General features: G+C 72.1%; 13 protein-coding genes. 4 read left to right on the top strand and 9 right to left on the bottom strand.

Features of this window, described 5'->3' with window-relative positions; genetic code table 11:
- Positions 1-2 precede the first annotated feature (2 nt).
- Genes BLV76_RS01680 through ileS form a run of 4 tightly spaced genes read right to left on the bottom strand, consistent with a single transcriptional unit; the run spans position 3 to position 6367 of the window.
- Entirely contained in the window at positions 3-1172 is a 1170-nt protein-coding gene (locus BLV76_RS01680; protein ID WP_090967573.1) for a hypothetical protein, read from the bottom strand.
- Positions 1172-1858, bottom strand: coding sequence for a hypothetical protein (locus BLV76_RS01685; RefSeq protein WP_090967574.1), 687 nt, complete (start codon positions 1856-1858; stop codon positions 1172-1174). Before BLV76_RS01685 ends, BLV76_RS01680 begins: the two co-directional genes overlap by 1 nt.
- Positions 1855-3132 (bottom strand): hypothetical protein, encoded by a 1278-nt coding sequence (locus BLV76_RS22345; protein ID WP_090967575.1) that lies wholly within the window; start codon positions 3130-3132, stop codon positions 1855-1857. Before BLV76_RS22345 ends, BLV76_RS01685 begins: the two co-directional genes overlap by 4 nt.
- A 19-nt stretch (positions 3133-3151) precedes the next feature.
- Positions 3152-6367 (bottom strand): isoleucine--tRNA ligase, encoded by a 3216-nt coding sequence (gene ileS, locus BLV76_RS01695; protein ID WP_090967576.1) that lies wholly within the window; start codon positions 6365-6367, stop codon positions 3152-3154.
- A 296-nt stretch (positions 6368-6663) separates the two neighbouring features.
- Here ileS and BLV76_RS01700 point away from each other — a divergent pair, with 296 nt between their 5' ends.
- Positions 6664-7200 carry a DinB family protein gene (locus tag BLV76_RS01700; protein WP_090967577.1) on the top strand — a complete coding sequence of 179 codons (537 nt, stop codon included), beginning with the start codon at positions 6664-6666 and terminating at the stop codon, positions 7198-7200.
- 7 nt (positions 7201-7207) lie between these two features.
- Here BLV76_RS01700 and BLV76_RS01705 read toward each other — a convergent pair whose 3' ends face one another.
- Positions 7208-8458, bottom strand: coding sequence for a hypothetical protein (locus BLV76_RS01705; protein WP_090967578.1), 1251 nt, complete (start codon positions 8456-8458; stop codon positions 7208-7210).
- A gap of 101 nt (positions 8459-8559) precedes the next feature.
- Between BLV76_RS01705 and dapD the strand changes: the two genes are divergently transcribed.
- Entirely contained in the window at positions 8560-9516 is a 957-nt protein-coding gene (dapD, locus tag BLV76_RS01710; protein WP_217630424.1) for a 2,3,4,5-tetrahydropyridine-2,6-dicarboxylate N-succinyltransferase, read from the top strand.
- A gap of 8 nt (positions 9517-9524) precedes the next feature.
- Positions 9525-10490: a VldE C-terminal domain-containing protein gene (locus tag BLV76_RS23415; RefSeq protein ID WP_175539526.1), complete on the top strand. Its 966-nt coding sequence runs from the start codon at positions 9525-9527 to the stop codon at positions 10488-10490.
- 147 nt (positions 10491-10637) lie between these two features.
- On the opposite strand, the gene BLV76_RS01720 is transcribed toward BLV76_RS23415, so the two are convergent.
- The 3 genes from BLV76_RS01720 to fdxA all read right to left on the bottom strand — a co-directional run bounded on the left by BLV76_RS01720 (position 10638) and on the right by fdxA (position 12981).
- Entirely contained in the window at positions 10638-11480 is an 843-nt protein-coding gene (locus tag BLV76_RS01720) for an NAD(P)-dependent oxidoreductase (protein WP_175539527.1), read from the bottom strand.
- A 71-nt stretch (positions 11481-11551) separates the two neighbouring features.
- A complete protein-coding gene (gene dapC, locus BLV76_RS01725; RefSeq protein ID WP_090967580.1) occupies positions 11552-12658 on the bottom strand; it encodes a succinyldiaminopimelate transaminase in 1107 nt (368 codons plus the stop codon).
- A complete protein-coding gene (gene fdxA, locus BLV76_RS01730; RefSeq protein WP_090967581.1) occupies positions 12655-12981 on the bottom strand; it encodes a ferredoxin in 327 nt (108 codons plus the stop codon). Before fdxA ends, dapC begins: the two co-directional genes overlap by 4 nt.
- A 64-nt stretch (positions 12982-13045) precedes the next feature.
- Here fdxA and BLV76_RS01735 point away from each other — a divergent pair, with 64 nt between their 5' ends.
- Positions 13046-13996 carry a GNAT family N-acetyltransferase gene (locus BLV76_RS01735; protein ID WP_090967582.1) on the top strand — a complete coding sequence of 317 codons (951 nt, stop codon included), beginning with the start codon at positions 13046-13048 and terminating at the stop codon, positions 13994-13996.
- Here the strand turns inward: BLV76_RS01735 and BLV76_RS01740 are convergent.
- On the bottom strand, positions 13978-14946 hold the full coding sequence (locus tag BLV76_RS01740) for a DUF389 domain-containing protein (RefSeq protein ID WP_090967583.1): 969 nt from the start codon (positions 14944-14946) through the stop codon (positions 13978-13980). The genes BLV76_RS01735 and BLV76_RS01740 overlap by 19 nt on opposite strands.
- Positions 14947-15113 lie beyond the last annotated feature (167 nt).

Raw genomic sequence — 15113 nt, forward strand, 5'->3', positions numbered from 1 at the left:
GGTCAACGACCGGCGATGCCGCGCCGCGACCTGCTCGTCCGCAGGGCACCGAGGAGGTCGCGGTCGAGGGTGCCGTAGCCGGTCGTGCTCCACGCGCCGAGGTCGAGGCGGTAGTAGTGGACCGTCGAGTCGCCCTCGATGAAGTCGAGGACGTCGTCGGGCTCCCTGCCGGCGCGGACGTCCTCCGCGCACGACGCACAGGCCGGGACGTCCACCTCCCGGCCGCCATCCCGCCACGTGACCTCGGTGGTGCGTCCGTCGTGCAGCGGGTTGAACCAGCAACGCACCGGGGGCGTCCAGGCCGAGGGCTTCCTCTCCTGCGCGGTCGCGCGGGCGTCCTCGCCGCGACGGGCCAGGACGAGCGCACCGACGACGTCGGCCGGTGCCGCGTCCTGCGACAGGATCGAGCGGGCCGCGGCGTAGTGGTCGAGCGCCTGCTGCCAGGCCGCGAGGCCGTTGGCGGTGCCGGTGGCCTCGCCGCTCCCGATCGCCTCGCCCAGGGCGAGCACCTCGGTCTCGGCCTGCTCGCGCAGGCGCCGGTCCTCGGCCGCCCGGATGGTGTGGAGGACGGTGCTCGGCAGGGTGAAGCCGACGGGACGACGCCCCCGGCGCCTGCGGGCCCAGACGACGACCCCGGCGACCACGGCGCCGACGGCCACGACGATGCCGATCCCGCCGAACACCTCGGACGCCTGGATGCCCTCGTCGGCGGTCCAGGAGTAGCGCTCGTCGCGTGGGATGTCGTTCCACAGCGCCTCGGCGGTGCCGTCCTCGAGCAGCTCCCGCGCCATCAGGACCTGCGCGGCGATGTCACCCGGGTGCTCGTGCTGGGCCACGTTGTCGACGTAGAGGGTGTCCGGCTGGTCGCCAAAGGCCTGCACGCTGAGGTCGGGATCGTCCCAGCCGACGTAGGTCGCGTCGCCGCCGAAGTCGTCCTGCAGCCAGGCGGTGAGGCTGGCGAAGCTCCCCTGGAAGCGCGGGTCCCCGTAGTCGATGTCGACCAGGACGACCTTGAGGTCGGCGTCCTGCGTGCCGGCGACGGCCTGCTCGATCGCGGCCTCGTCGGCCGCCGAGATGCCGTGGCCCTTGGCGAACGCGGGATCGATCCAGACTCCGTCCCCGGCCAGCTGCTGCTCGATCTCGGCGATCGTCGCATCGGTGATCTCGGCCATCAGCCAACCTTCCGACGTCGCGTGCCGACGTACCAGCGCAGGAGCAGGAAGCCCGGCACGACGCCGAGCCCCCCGAAGAGGAGGGCCGCGGCGAGCCCGCCGCCGATGCCCTCCCAGTAGTCGAAGTCCCCCGGCTCGTAGGGAGCGTCGTCGATCGGCACGGCCTCCCAGGTCGCCATCTCCGCGGCGATGCGCTCCAGCGCCGGACCGGGCTGGCCCTTCGTGCGGTCGGTCAGGTAGTCGGGCTCGAGCCCGACGGACCCCACTTCGGCGGAGCCGTTGTCCCAGAGGATCGCGTAGTGGCCCACCTCGCCCACGTTGGTCCACCACTGCGGGCCGGCGCCGGAGGCGGTGTAGCCGACGTCGAGGCCGTCCGGGTAGGACAGGTAGGCGATCCGCGCAGGGACCGGCGAGCTCGCCAGGACCTCCTCGGCGCGCTGCAGGTCCTCCGCGGACACCCGGTCGGCCAAGAGCGGGTCCACCACGACGAGGGTGTCCTGGGCGAGCAGCTCGCGGATCGCGTCGACCGGGGCGGGTACGACGTCCTCGTGCTGGTCGCTGGCGATGCGGCGGTCCAGGTCGGAGGCCTCGCGCGACTCCTGCCAGCCCTGCACACCGAAGGCGGCCGCAGTGCCGACGACGATGCCGACGACGGCACCGACCACCCAGGCGAGCTGACGCTTCATCGTCGGCCCGCCCGATCGGCGAGGACGTCGCGCGCCAGGTCGTCCGAGACGGCGCCGAAGCCGGTGCGCGCCCACACGTCGTCGCGCTCCCAGTAGGGCTCGGTGCCGCGGCGAGCGGCCAGGCGCAGGTGCTGCGGCGTCTCGCCCCGGGCCACCGCCTTGGCGCAGGTCGCGCAGCAGGGCACCTCGACCTGCCCGTCGCCGAGGCGCCACGACGCGGTCGACGTTCCCGGCTTGTGTCGCGGGTCGAAGTAGCACGGCACGAAGGGCGGTCCGCTCCCGCGTCGGCCGCGGCCGAGGTCCGCGGCGCCGATCTGCGTGAGCACCCGGGCGCCGACGAGGTCGGCGACGTCGTCGGAGGTGAGCAGGGGCTCGGCGGCGTCGCGGGCGCTGAGTGCCCGGCCCGCCAGCTCACGGTCCTGCACGGTGTCCCAGTCGGTCCGCTCGAGGTTCTTCGCCAGCACGTCGGCGAGCCGCGACGCACGCGCCCGCTCGACCTCGAGGTCGGGCGGCGGCGCGGCCGCCGCGGTCACGGCAGATCGCTTCACCGCCGCCTCGCCGGAGCGTGGTCTGCCGTTGCGGGGCCACCCGCGCAGCGTCTGGCCGAGCAGGAGCGCGATCACGAGTGCGACCAGCCCGCCGACGAGCGCGGAGAACCCGCGCGACGCGGTCCGGACCTCGACGTAGTCGCCGACGGAGGGGCGCCACTGCGCCGCGGCCTGGACTTCCAGCGCGTGCTCGGCGAGGTCATCGGCGTCTGCTCGCGTCAGGGTGGCGGGGTAGTCGCCGCTGGTGCTGTCGCCGCCCATCTCGACGAGCTCCTCGGCTGCGCGCGCCTGCGCCTCCGCCTTGGCCACCGCCGGGACCGTGACGTAGCCGTCCGTCCCGTACGGGTGTCCGCCCACGTCCTGCATGGCCTCGTCGAACAGGTCGTTGTTGCTGTGCGCGCCCAGGCTCAGGCGCGCCGGCTCCGTGCCGAGCCCGAAGGCGTACACCTGCTGGATGCTCTCGCTCGTCTGCAGGACGTAGAGCCCGTCTCCGAGCCGGCGGTTGAGCAGGCCGGCCAGCACCTCGGTCGACTCGATGGCGTCGTCGGGCAGCCCGTCCGGCTGCTGGACGAGCGCGACGTAGACCGGGAACGGCGTCTCGCGCACGAGCTGCGCGATCCGGTCGTGGGCCTCCTGCGCCTCGCCCGACCCCATGACCCGGTCGACGACGACGCCGTCGACCCGCAGGGCCTCGGCGAGCGCGTCGAGGTCGGTCGGTGCGTCCATGCGTCGGCGTCTACCCGGATCAGGCGCGCGTCACACGTACGTCGACCTCGGCCGCGTCGTCGTACGACACCGAGGTGGAGAGCGTCTCGTCGGCGATCAGCGCCTCGTGCGTGCGGGCGGCGGCGAGGGTCGCCTCCGGTCCGGCCACCGTGAGCGCGATGCGGTCGCTGACCTGGAGGCCGGCGTCCTTGCGGGCCTGCTGGACCGCGCGCACCAGGTCGCGGGCGGTGCCCTCGGCCTCGAGCTCGGGCGTCACGGCGGTGTCGAGCACGACGAAGCCGCCGCGCGGCAGCATGCCGATGGCGGTGTCGTCGTCGGCGGACCCGGCGACGGTCTCGAGGGCGTACTCCCCCTCGACCAGCGCGAGCCCGCCCGCGGTGACGGTGCCGTCCTCGGCCACCGACCAGTCGCCGGACTTCGAGCCCTTGATGGCGAGCTGGACGTCCTTGCCGAGCCGCGGTCCTGCGGCGCGCGCGTTGACGCTGAGCCGCTGCGAGACGCCGTACGCCGTCGCCTCGGGCGCGTCGGCCGCGAGCACGTCGACGGACTTGAGGTTGAGCTCGTCGGCGACGAGCGACTCGAAGCCGGTGAGGTCGGCCTCGGAGACCACGGTCAGCCGCGAGAGCGGCAGGCGGTTGCGGAGGTTCGCGGCCTTGCGCAGAGCCGAGCCGGCCGAGCAGACGTCGCGCACGGTGTCCATCGACGCGACCAGCGCGTCGTCGACCGGCAGGTCGTCGACCGTCGGCCAGTCGGTGAGGTGGACCGAGCGCTCGCCGGTGAGGCCGCGCCAGACCTCCTCGGTCGTGAGCGGCATCAGCGGCGCGGTGGCCCGGCAGACCACCTCCAGCACGGTGTAGAGGGTGTCGAAGGCGTCGCCGTCCTCGTCCCAGAAGCGCTCGCGCGAGCGGCGGATGTACCAGTTCGTGAGCACGTCGAGGAAGCTGCGCGTCGAGTCGCACGCCGCGGCCACCTCGTAGTTGTCGAGCTGGTCGGTCATCGCGGCGACGTAGTCGCGCAGCTTGGCCAGGATGTAGCGGTCCATCGGGTGCGCACTGTCGGTGCGCCACGTGGCGTCGCGGCCCTCGCCCCCGGCGGACGCGTTGGCGTAGAGGCTGAAGAAGGACCAGCTGTTCCACAGCGGGATCAGCACCTGGCGCACCGAGTCGCGGATGCCCTGCTCGGTGACGACGAGGTTGCCGCCACGCAGGATCGGGCTCGACATGAGGAACCAGCGCATCGCGTCGGCACCGTCGCGGTCGAAGACCTCGCGGACGTCGGGGTAGTTGCGCAGCGACTTCGACATCTTCTGGCCGTCGTTGCCCAGCACGATGCCGTGGCTCAGGCACGTCGAGAACGCCGGGCGGTCGAAGATCGCGCCCGCCAGGACGTGCATCGTGTAGAACCAGCCGCGCGTCTGGCCGATGTACTCGACGATGAAGTCGCCCGGGAAGTGGTGGTCGAACCAGTCCTTGTTCTCGAACGGGTAGTGCACCTGGGCGAAGCTCATCGAGCCCGAGTCGAACCAGACGTCGAGGACGTCGGTGACGCGGCGCATGGTGCTCTTGCCGGTCGGGTCGTCGGGGTTCGGGCGCGTCAGGTCGTCGACGTAGGGCCGGTGCAGGTCGGGGTTGCCCTCCTGGTCGAGCGGCAGCCGGCCGAAGTCGCGCTCGATCTCCTCGAAGGAGCCGTAGACGTCGATGCGGGGGTACTGCTCGTCGTCGGACTTCCACACCGGCACCGGGCTGCCCCAGAAGCGGTTGCGGGTGATCGACCAGTCGCGGGCGTTCTCCAGCCACTTGCCGAACTGGCCGTCCTTGATGTGGTCGGGCACCCAGCGGATGTCCTGGTTGAGCGCCATGAGGCGCTCCTTGACCTTGGTCACCTCGACGAACCACGACGAGACGCCCTTGTAGATCAGGGGCTGCCGGCAGCGCCAGCAGTGCGGGTAGGAGTGGTCGTAGGTCTCGCGTCGGACGAGGACGGTGCCGGGCGTGACGCTCCCCGTCTCCCCCTCCCCCCTGGTCGCGGCCTTGAGGTGGTCGATGACGTGGAGGTTGGCGTCGAAGACCTGCATGCCCTCGTAGTCGACGACGGGGAACGTGAAGCGCCCGTCCTTGCCGACCGGCATGACGGCCTCGATGCCCTCGCGGTCGGTGACGACCTTGTCGTCCTCACCGAAGGCGCCCGCGGTGTGCACGAGCCCGGTGCCGTCCGTGGTCGTGACGAACTCGGCCGGCACGAGGCGGAAGGCCCGGTCGTGGCCCGCGTAGTAGCTGAACGGCGGGGCGTACTCGAGCCCGAGCAGGTCGGTGCCCTTGCCGCGCCAGGTGACGGTGGGCGACTCGCCCAGCTCGCGGGCGTACGACGCCAGGCGGGCCTCGGCGATCAGGTAGCGCTCGGTGCTGCCGGTGGGGCCGTCGGACTCGACCACGACGTAGTCGATGTCCTCGCCGACCATGACCGCGAGGTTGGACGGCAGGGTCCACGGGGTCGTCGTCCAGATCAGCACCTTGACGCCCCGGAACGGGCCCTCGGTGGTGACGTCGTAGCCGACGGTCACGGCCGGGTCCTGGCGCATCTGGTAGACGTCGTCGTCCATCCGCAGCTCGTGGTTGGACAGCGGGGTCTCGTCCTGCCAGCAGTAGGGCAGCACCCGGAAGCCCTCGTAGACCAGGCCCTTGTCGTGGAGCTGCTTGAAGGCCCAGATGACCGACTCCATGAACTCGGGGTTCATGGTGCGGTAGTCGTTGTCGAAGTCGACCCAGCGCGCCTGGCGGGTGACGTAGTCGCGCCACTCGCCGGTGTACTTCAGGACGGACTGGCGGCAGGCCTCGTTGAACTTCTCGATGCCCAGCTCGACGATCTCGTCGGTGGTCTTGATGCCGTTGAGGCGCATCGCCTCGAGCTCGGCCGGCAGCCCGTGGGTGTCCCAGCCGAAGCGGCGCTCGACCTTGTGCCCGCGCATCGTCTGGTAGCGCGGGATGAGGTCCTTGACGTAGCCGGTCAGCAGGTGGCCGTAGTGCGGCAGGCCGTTGGCGAAGGGCGGGCCGTCGTAGAAGACGAACTCGTTCTCGCCGTTCGCACCCGCGTCGCGCTGCTCGACGCTCGCGCGGAAGGTGTCGTCCTGGGCCCAGTAGGCCAGCACCGCCTCCTCGATCGCCGGGAAGCGTGGGCTGCCGGCGACGCCGGTCGCGCCCTCGTCCGGGGCGGTGTGGCTGACCTTGGGGTACGTCATGGGTCCTGGCTCGACTCTCGACTCGTGGCTGACATCCACGAGGACGATCGAGTGACCGCGGTACCACCTCGCTTGGGATCCGGGGATCCCCGCTTCGTTGCGGCTGTGTCGGGCCGTACCCGTCGGGTTCTACCGGGGCCGCGGCCGGATCGCCGTACCCGTTCTTCCCGAGGCTCGCCGCTGATGACGGCTCAAGCGCCTGCTGCGATCGTACGGCGCCGGCGCGGGTTGCTGCCAATCGGTTCACGGGGACAACTCGTTTGGCCCGCTCGACCGCATGCGGAAGGCTGCCGCCCATGAACTTCAACGGCATGTGGCTGCCCGAGGCCGAGGACCCGCGGATGCAGGCGGGCGCGACGACGGGTGAGAAGGCCTGCCTGGTGGGCTACCTCGAGCACTACCGCCAGACGCTGGCGATGAAGTGCGACGGGCTGACGGCCGAGCAGCTGGCAACGAAGGCCGTGCCGCCGTCGAACATCTCCCTGCTGGGGCTCGTGCGCCACATGGCGCGGGTCGAGCAGAGCTGGTTCCGCCGGGTGATCGAGGAGCGGATGGACCTCCCGCGGCTCTTCCAGGAGGAGGGCGGCGACACCGGCTTCAACTTCCCCGAGGTCGACGACGACCTCGTCCGCGCCAGCCACGCGCTGTGGCAGGGCGAGATCGCCTACGCCCGCGAGGTGCTCGAGCGCACCGACCTCGACACCGTCGTCGACGCCAAGGGCGACCCCACCGAGGTGCGCGACATCATCGTGCACATGATCGAGGAGTACGCGCGCCACTGCGGCCACGCCGACCTCGTCCGCGAGTGCGTCGACGGCCGCACCGGGCAGTGACGGCGTCCTAGCGCGAGAGCCTGGCGGTGAACCCGTCGACCGCCACGCACCGCGCGGGGCCGTAGTAGGAGAACGAGCCCTTGGCCTTCGTCGGGCTGACGAACTCGATCTCGAGGTAGGCCGAGTACGACGCGTCGCCGGCGTCCTTGCGCTCCGTGCCGACGAGCTCGTTGTTGCGCGGGATCGCGGTCGTCACGAAGGAGTAGGAGTTGGTGGTGGTGGTCGGGATGTCGGGGTAGCCGCCGCACCGGGTCTGGGTGGTGATCCGGAAGCCGCGGACCTTGCCGCCGCGCACGGTGAAGTCGACGCCCGCGGCCGACCACGATCCGGCGCGCGGAGGCCTCGGCGCGGGTCGCGTGCGGAGCTTCACCGTCGAGCGGCCGAGCACCTCACCCTTCTCGCTCACCACCAGCCTCAGGGTCGCCTTCGGACGCGTCAGCCTGGCCCAGACGTAGCCCTCGGTGTCGTCCTCGCCCTCGAGCGCGCCGACCTCGAAGGGGCGCACCTTCACGCCCTTGCCGGACCCGGTGACCACGACGTCGCGAGCGTCGACGCCCTCCGGCGCGGCGTTCGCGACCGTGACCGGGATCCGGGTCCACACCTTCTTCACCAGTCGGTCCCGCTTCGGCGTCCGCACGCTGAGCTGCGGGGTGGCGGTCACGACGTCGAGCGCGCTGACGAAGGCGTCGTACGGCGTCGAGCTGGTGCTGCCGTTGTCGACGAGCAGCACCGAGCAGTTCCACGCAGCGGCACTGGCGAGGTCGGGGGTGTCCTTGTCGTCGTAGAGCAGGACGTCCGGGATGTTGCTGTAGAGCCACGCCGACGTCGCCTCCTCGACCTGGCAGCTGTTGCCCTGGATCGTGCCGAAGCCGAGCAGGGTCCGGGTCTTGCCCGTCGGATCGGGCGCCCCCATCTCGGTGTCGAGGCTGTAGTGGTAGGTCAGCGCGTCGGTGCGCCAGTCGTATCCGTAGCTCACCGTGACCGACAAGCTCCCGCCAGGCATGACGAACTGGTGCTGCGGAGCAGTGCTCGTCGGCATTCCCGGCACCCGCTTGGCCGGCGTGAAGGTCGCGGTCGCGCTGACGAGCCGCGTCGCCTCCCCGGTGCGGTACGACGACGAGGCGGGCGCACGCATCTCGAACGAGCGGGGCGCGACCCGAGGATCGTCGTCCGCCGCGGTGGCCGGGGCAGCGGTCACGGCTGCGGCCAGCGCGGCGACCAGTCCGATGGTGCTCGTGATCGAGACGTGCCTGCGCATGTGCGGTCCTCCCCGTACGACACCGGACCCCCTCCGGCCCGGTCAGTGTGCCCCGGACCACATCGGCCCGGAAACCCTACTTTCGTTCCCCGTGGGACCCGATCCGTAGGCTTGGCCGGGTGACTGCTGCTTCCGGCTACGGCCTGCTGACCCTCCACGGAGACACCGTCCTCGACGCCTGGTTCCCCTCCCCCGTGCTCGGTGCGACCGAGGGCGGACCCATCGAGGAGCTCGCCCACCTCGACGGCGGCGAGGACGACCTGCGCGGCACCACCCGCGTCGTACGCCTCGTGGAGATCGCCGACCTCGACGACGCCCCGGCGTCCACCGAGGACGTCTGGCTGCGGCTGCACCTGCTCTCCCACCGCCTCGTGAAGCCCCACGGCGTCAACCTCGACGGCATCTTCGGCCTGCTCGCCAACGTCGTGTGGACCTCCGCCGGCCCGTGCGCCGTCGAGGGCTTCGAGAAGGTCCGGGCCAGGCTGCGCACGGTCGTGCCGGGCCACGTCGTGCAGGTCTTCGGCGTCGACAAGTTCCCGCGGATGACCGACTACGTCCTGCCCACCGGCGTCCGCATCGCCGACGCCGACCGGGTCCGCCTCGGCGCGCACCTCGCCGAGGGCACGACCGTCATGCACGAGGGCTTCGTGAACTTCAACGCCGGCACGCTCGGCGCCTCGATGGTCGAGGGCCGGATCTCGGCCGGCGTCGTCGTCGGCGACGGCTCCGACGTCGGCGGCGGCTCGTCGATCATGGGCACGCTGTCCGGCGGCGGCAAGCAGGTCATCTCGATCGGCGAGCGCTGCCTCCTCGGCGCCAACGCCGGCATCGGCATCTCGCTCGGCGACGACTGCGTGGTCGAGGCGGGCTGCTACGTCACCGCCGGCACCAAGGTCACCGTCACCGACATGGACGGCAAGCCGCAGGTCGTGAAGGCCGCCACCCTCTCGGGCGTCGACAACGTCCTCTTCCGCCGCAACTCGGTCAGCGGCGCCATCGAGGCAGTGCCGTGGAAGGGCGACGGGATCGCCCTCAACGCGGCGCTGCACGCGAACTAGCGGGTCGCGTGCCGACCCTGCGGTCGGCCACCATCGGAGCGGTGGTGGCCATCGGCGCCGTCGCGACCACGCTGGTCCTCGTCGACCGGGGCACCGTCCCGACGCCGTTCGCGAGCACCGGCTGCACGGCCGAGGTCGACGGCCACTCGGTCGACATCGACCTCGAGCAGGCCGAGAACGCCTCGCTCATCACCGCGATCTCGATCGAGCGCGGGATGCCCGCGCGCGCGGCCAGCATCGCGCTGGCGACGGCGTTCCAGGAGTCGAAGCTCTACAACATCGACTACGGCGACCGTGACTCCGTCGGGCTGTTCCAGCAGCGGCCGTCGCAGGGCTGGGGCAGCGTGGAGGAGCTGATGGACCCGGTCTACGCGACCAACGCCTTCTACGACGCCCTCGCGAAGGTGGACGGCTACGAGACGATGGAGATCACCGTCGCCGCGCAGGAGGTGCAGCGCTCGGCCTATCCCGACGCGTACGCCGACCACGAGGCCGACGGCCGTGCCCTGGCCTCGGCCCTGACCGGCAACTCGCCGGAGGCGATGTGGTGCGAGGTCCCGGACGACGCCGACGAAGCCAGCGACGAGCTCGACCCCGCGGGCCTCGTGCCGCGGGCCGCCACCGTGCGGGCCGACCTCGAGGCACGCTTCGGCACGCTCTCGCTCGGCGGCTTCGAGCCCGCCGGCGTCTCGACCGGCCACATGGAGGGCTCGGCCCACTACGAGGGTCGCGCGATCGACGTCTTCTACCGCCCGATCAACGCCGACAACCGCAAGCGCGGCTGGGCGCTCGCGACCTACCTCGTCGCCAACGCCGACCGCCTCGACCTCGGCACGATCATCTTCGACGGCCGCATCTGGCAGGCCCGCCGCTCCAGCCAGGGCTGGCGCGACTACCGCGTCCCCTCGTCCTCCTCCGGCGACCGGGCGATCCTCGAGCATCGCGACCACGTCCACGTCGACGTCCTCGACTGAGGAGGTCGGTCTTCCCGGCTGGAGTCACCGGATATCCGGTGACCGCCCCGCTTGTCGGCCGAGATCTGGGTGCCGAAGCGGGAGACTCGGGTGCACAGTTCCCCGCGACGGCCACCGGTCCTCCGGCGTCGTGGGGCGGGCTGACCTTCAGAACGCCGTGCGCACCGCGGCCATGTCGTCGTCACCGCGGCCGACGGAGCTCGCGGCCTCGAAGAGCTCGAGGACCGCGCCCAGCAGCCGGTCGTCGGTCGACGAGCCCCGCGCAGCGTCGCGGATCAGTCCGAGGTCCTTGACCACGCCGTCCACGGCGAAGGAGGTGTCGTAGTCGCCCGAACGCATCGCCGCCCCCTTGATGTGGGCGTAGGGCGCATCGACGGGTCCGCCGTCGATCGCCTCGAAGAACAACGCAGGGGCCAGCCCGAGGTTGTCGGCCAGCGCCACCGACTGGCCCAGCGCTGCGGTCAGCGACGCCACCCACGCGTTGCAGACCAGCTTCAGCCGCGAGGCGTCGCCGAGCTCGTCACCTGCGCGCACCACCCGGCTGCCCACCGCGTCGGTGACCGGCCGAGCCGCGGCCAGCACCTCGTCGTCGCCGGAGGCCAGCACGACCAGCGTGCCCTTCTCGGCGGGCCCCTTGGTGCCGAGCACCGGCGCATCGAGGACCCGCCACCCCCGGTCGCGGGCGAGCTCGGCGACGGCCGTCGCACCCTCGATACCGACCGTGGCGCACTGGAGCCACACGCAGTCCTCGTCGAGCGACACCTGCGACATGACCTCGAGCACCGAGGCGGTGTCGAAGAGCACGGTCACGACCGCCTCGGCCCCGAGCACCGCGTGCGCAGCGTCGGTCGCCACCACGGCTCCGTCGGCGGCGAGGGACTCGGCGCGCTCGCGCGTCCGGTTCCACACGGTCACCTCGTGGCCCTCGCGCAGCAGCGAGCGCGCCATCCCTGCGCCCAGGTTGCCCGTGCCCAGCACCGTCACCCGCATCACTGCACCTCCGTGCTCGTCCGTCGCTGCCTCCACCTTGCCCGACCGAGGGCCGGGCCGCGCGCGCGGCGTCAGCCGGCGAGACGGGAGACCGCGGCGGCGACGCGCTCGTCGGTCGCGGTGAAGGCGACGCGGACGTGCTGACGCCCGGCGACGCCGTAGAACTCCCCCGGCGCGACCAGGATCCCGAGGTCGGCGAGGTCCGCGACGGTCTTCCAGCAGTCCTCGTCACGCGTCGCCCAGAGGTAGAGCGAGGCCTCGGAGTGGTCGACGCGGAAGCCGGCACCCTCGAGCGCGGCGCGCAGGGCGGTGCGGCGAGCGGCGTACGTCGCGTGCTGGGCGTCGGCGTGCGCGTCGTCGTCGAGCGCGGCGACCATCGCGTGCTGGAGCGGGCCGGGCATCATCAGGCCGAGGTTCTTGCGGACGGCGAGGAGCTCGCCGACCAGGGCGTGGTCGCCGGCGACGAAGGCGCAGCGGTAGCCCGCGAGGTTGGAGCGCTTGGAGAGCGAGTGGACGGCGAGGAGGCCGTCGAGCGAGCCGCCGTTGACCTGCGGGTCGAGGATCGAGAGCGGCGCGTCGCCCTCCCAGGCGCACTCGATGTAGCACTCGTCGGAGACGAGCGTCGTGCCGCGCTCGCGGCACCACTCGACGACCTTGCGCAGGTGGTCGAGCGGGAGCACCCGGCCCGACGGGTTCGACGGGCTGTTGATCCACAGCAGCCGCGGCGTGCGCGGTCCGAAGGCCGTCAGCGAGTCGGTCGCGATCGCCTCGGCGCCCGCCAGGGCGGCACCCACCTCGTAGGTCGGGTAGGCGAGCTCGGGGTAGCCGACGAGGTCGCCGGCGCCGACGCCGAGCTGGAGCGCGAGGTGGGCGATGAGCTCCTTGGAGCCCGTCACGGGCAGCACGCCGTCCAGGCCGAGGCCGGTCACGCCGTGGCGGCGCGCCAGCCAGTCGATCGCGGCCTGGCGCGTCGCCTCGAGGCCGATGGTCGTCGGGTAGCCCGGCGAGTCGGTCGCCGCCCGAAGCGCGTCCTGGACCACAGCGGGGGTCGGGTCGACCGGCGTGCCGATCGAGAGGTCGCAGACCCCGTCAGCGTGGGAGCGCGCCGTGGTGGCGTACGTCGTGAGCTTGTCCCAGGGGAAGTCGGGCAGCCGGCCGGAGACCGGCTGGGACGTCACTCGTCGTGCTCCTGCGGGGGCAGCGCCGCGACCAGCTCGTGGTCAGCCTCGATGACGCCCATCTTGGCGGCACCGCCGGGCGAGCCGAGGTCGTCGAAGAAGTGCACGTTGGCGTCGTAGAAGGACTTCCACTCCTCCGGGGTGTCGTCCTCGTAGAAGATCGCCTCGACCGGGCAGACCGGCTCGCAGGCGCCGCAGTCGACGCACTCGTCGGGGTGGATGTAGAGCATCCGCTTGCCCTCGTAGATGCAGTCGACGGGACATTCGTCGACGCACGCGCGGTCCTTGAGGTCGACGCACGGCTGGGCGATGACGTAGGTCACCAGATCCTCCTGAGAGCAACGCGGGGAACGATGGGTGCAACGTCGCCACTCTAGTATCCGGGGAGTGCCCGAGACGTCAGAACCCCACCACGACGAGACAAGTGGCGGGACGAGTGGCGGGACGGGCCTCGGCAGCCACACGCTCGGCCCCCACGTCGTCGGCCGGCGGATCGTCGTACGCCACCTCCTGCCCGACGGTCGTGCCAGCGACGTCCTCGGCGTCTGCACGGCGTGGGGCGCGGACGCGCTGACCATCGACCGCGACGGCCCCCCGGACCGGGCCGGCCCGGTCACCATCGCGCTGGCCGACGTCGTCACGGGCAAGCCGGTGCCACCGCGCGCCTCCGTGCGGGCGAAGGTCCGGGCGCGGGAGGCCGAGGGCCACGGTCTCGGCCTGTGGCCGGACATGGAGCGCGTCGACCTCGGCGAGTGGGTCCTGCGTTGCCGTCCGGCGACCGACGGCGACCGGCCGCGCAAGCGCGCCAACTCGGCGCTGGCCATGGGCGACGCCGACCTCCCCCTCAGCCACGCAACGAACGAGGTCCGCAGGTTCTACGAGGCACGCGGCCAGGTGCCGATGGTGCAGGTGGAGCAGCAGTCGAGCCTCGAGCGGTGGTTCCGCAGCCTCGGCTGGCAGGTCGTCGACGGCGGCGACTCGCACTTCCAGCTCGCGCCGGTCCCGCGCGCGCTGAGGGCCGCCGGTCGCGGGTTCGACGACGCCCGGATCACCGAGACCGGGCAGGCGTGCGTCGTGGAGATCGGCGACGGCACGGCGCGCGGTGAAGCGTTCGTCGACGGCGACTGGATCGGCCTGCACACGGTCGAGGTCGACCCGACCCGTCGGCGGGAGGGTCTCGGCACCGCCGTGATCGCCGACCTGCTCGACTGGGGCGGCTCGCTGGGCGCGACGACCGCGTGGCTGCACGTCGAGGTGGGCAACGTCCCTGCGCTGGCGACGTACGAACGGCTCGGGTTCGTCACCCACCACTCCAACCGCTACCTCGCGGCGCGCTGACTCCGGGCGAAGAGCTTCTGCGACGCGGTGAGGGCGGGCACCCAGAGGAGCCGCTGCAGCACCAGGACGACCATCCCCGCGAGCACCATGCCGCCGATGTTGACGGCGAGCTGGGCCGCCGAGCCCCGGATCTCCGACGGGGCCCAGACGCCGAGGGCCAGCGCGAGGTTGCCGACCGCCGGGATCGTGGTGACCGAGATGAAGACGCCGACCATCGCGTTGGCCCGTGACGTCGTCATGGCCAGCACCCCGGCGGCGCCGGCGATCAGCGCGACGATGAACGACCACCGGTCCGGGTGCCAGATGAAACCGGTCTGCGGCCGTGCGCGGGTGACCATCTCCTCGGTGACCAGGCCGGTGAGGCCCGCCACGAGGGCCAGCACGGTCACCACCGCGACCGACACGACGACGCCCCACGCGAGCACGGAGACCGCACGGCGGGCGAGTCGCGGCTGCCGCAGGACGAGACCCGTCGCGATCGCGGCGACGGTGCCGAACTCCGGCCCGACGACCATCGCGCCGATCACCAGCACGGCGGAGTCGGTGATGACCGCGATGGCGGCGAGCAACGTCGCGAGCACGAAGAACAGGTGGTACGACACCGTCGGCCGGCTCGCGGCCCAGCACTGCTCGACGACCATGTCCCAGATGACCGCGTCGTCCGGGTCGCCCGGCGCGACGTCACCGAGCCGGCGCGCGGCGACGAACGGCGTGCTCGTCGGGGTGGTGACCACGATCCCGCCGGTCTCGTGGAGGCCGAGGGACTTGAGCCGGCCGATCACCTCACCGGCGAGCTCGCGGGCGACGTCGCACTCGACGAGGTCACCGGCGGGCGAGATCGACGCGCCACGGCACATCGTGAGGTTGGCAGACCGGTCGTCGTCGGAGAGCAGGTCGACGACGTCGTCGGTGAGGTCGGCGGGCACGGTCAGCCGCAGGTGGACCAGCATGCGGCGAGCCTAGGCCGGGGCCGCACGAGATATCCGGTTGTCGCCGGACCCGGGCGTCGCCCACCATGGCGTCGACGACCGTGAGGCCTGACACCCCTCCTGCACGCCGGCAGCGGAGCGGTCGTCCGTGCGTCCGACGTCACCGACGAGAGGCCGGACGTCCCTGA

This window comes from Nocardioides exalbidus (genome assembly GCF_900105585.1).
In the GTDB taxonomy this organism is placed as follows: domain Bacteria; phylum Actinomycetota; class Actinomycetes; order Propionibacteriales; family Nocardioidaceae; genus Nocardioides; species Nocardioides exalbidus.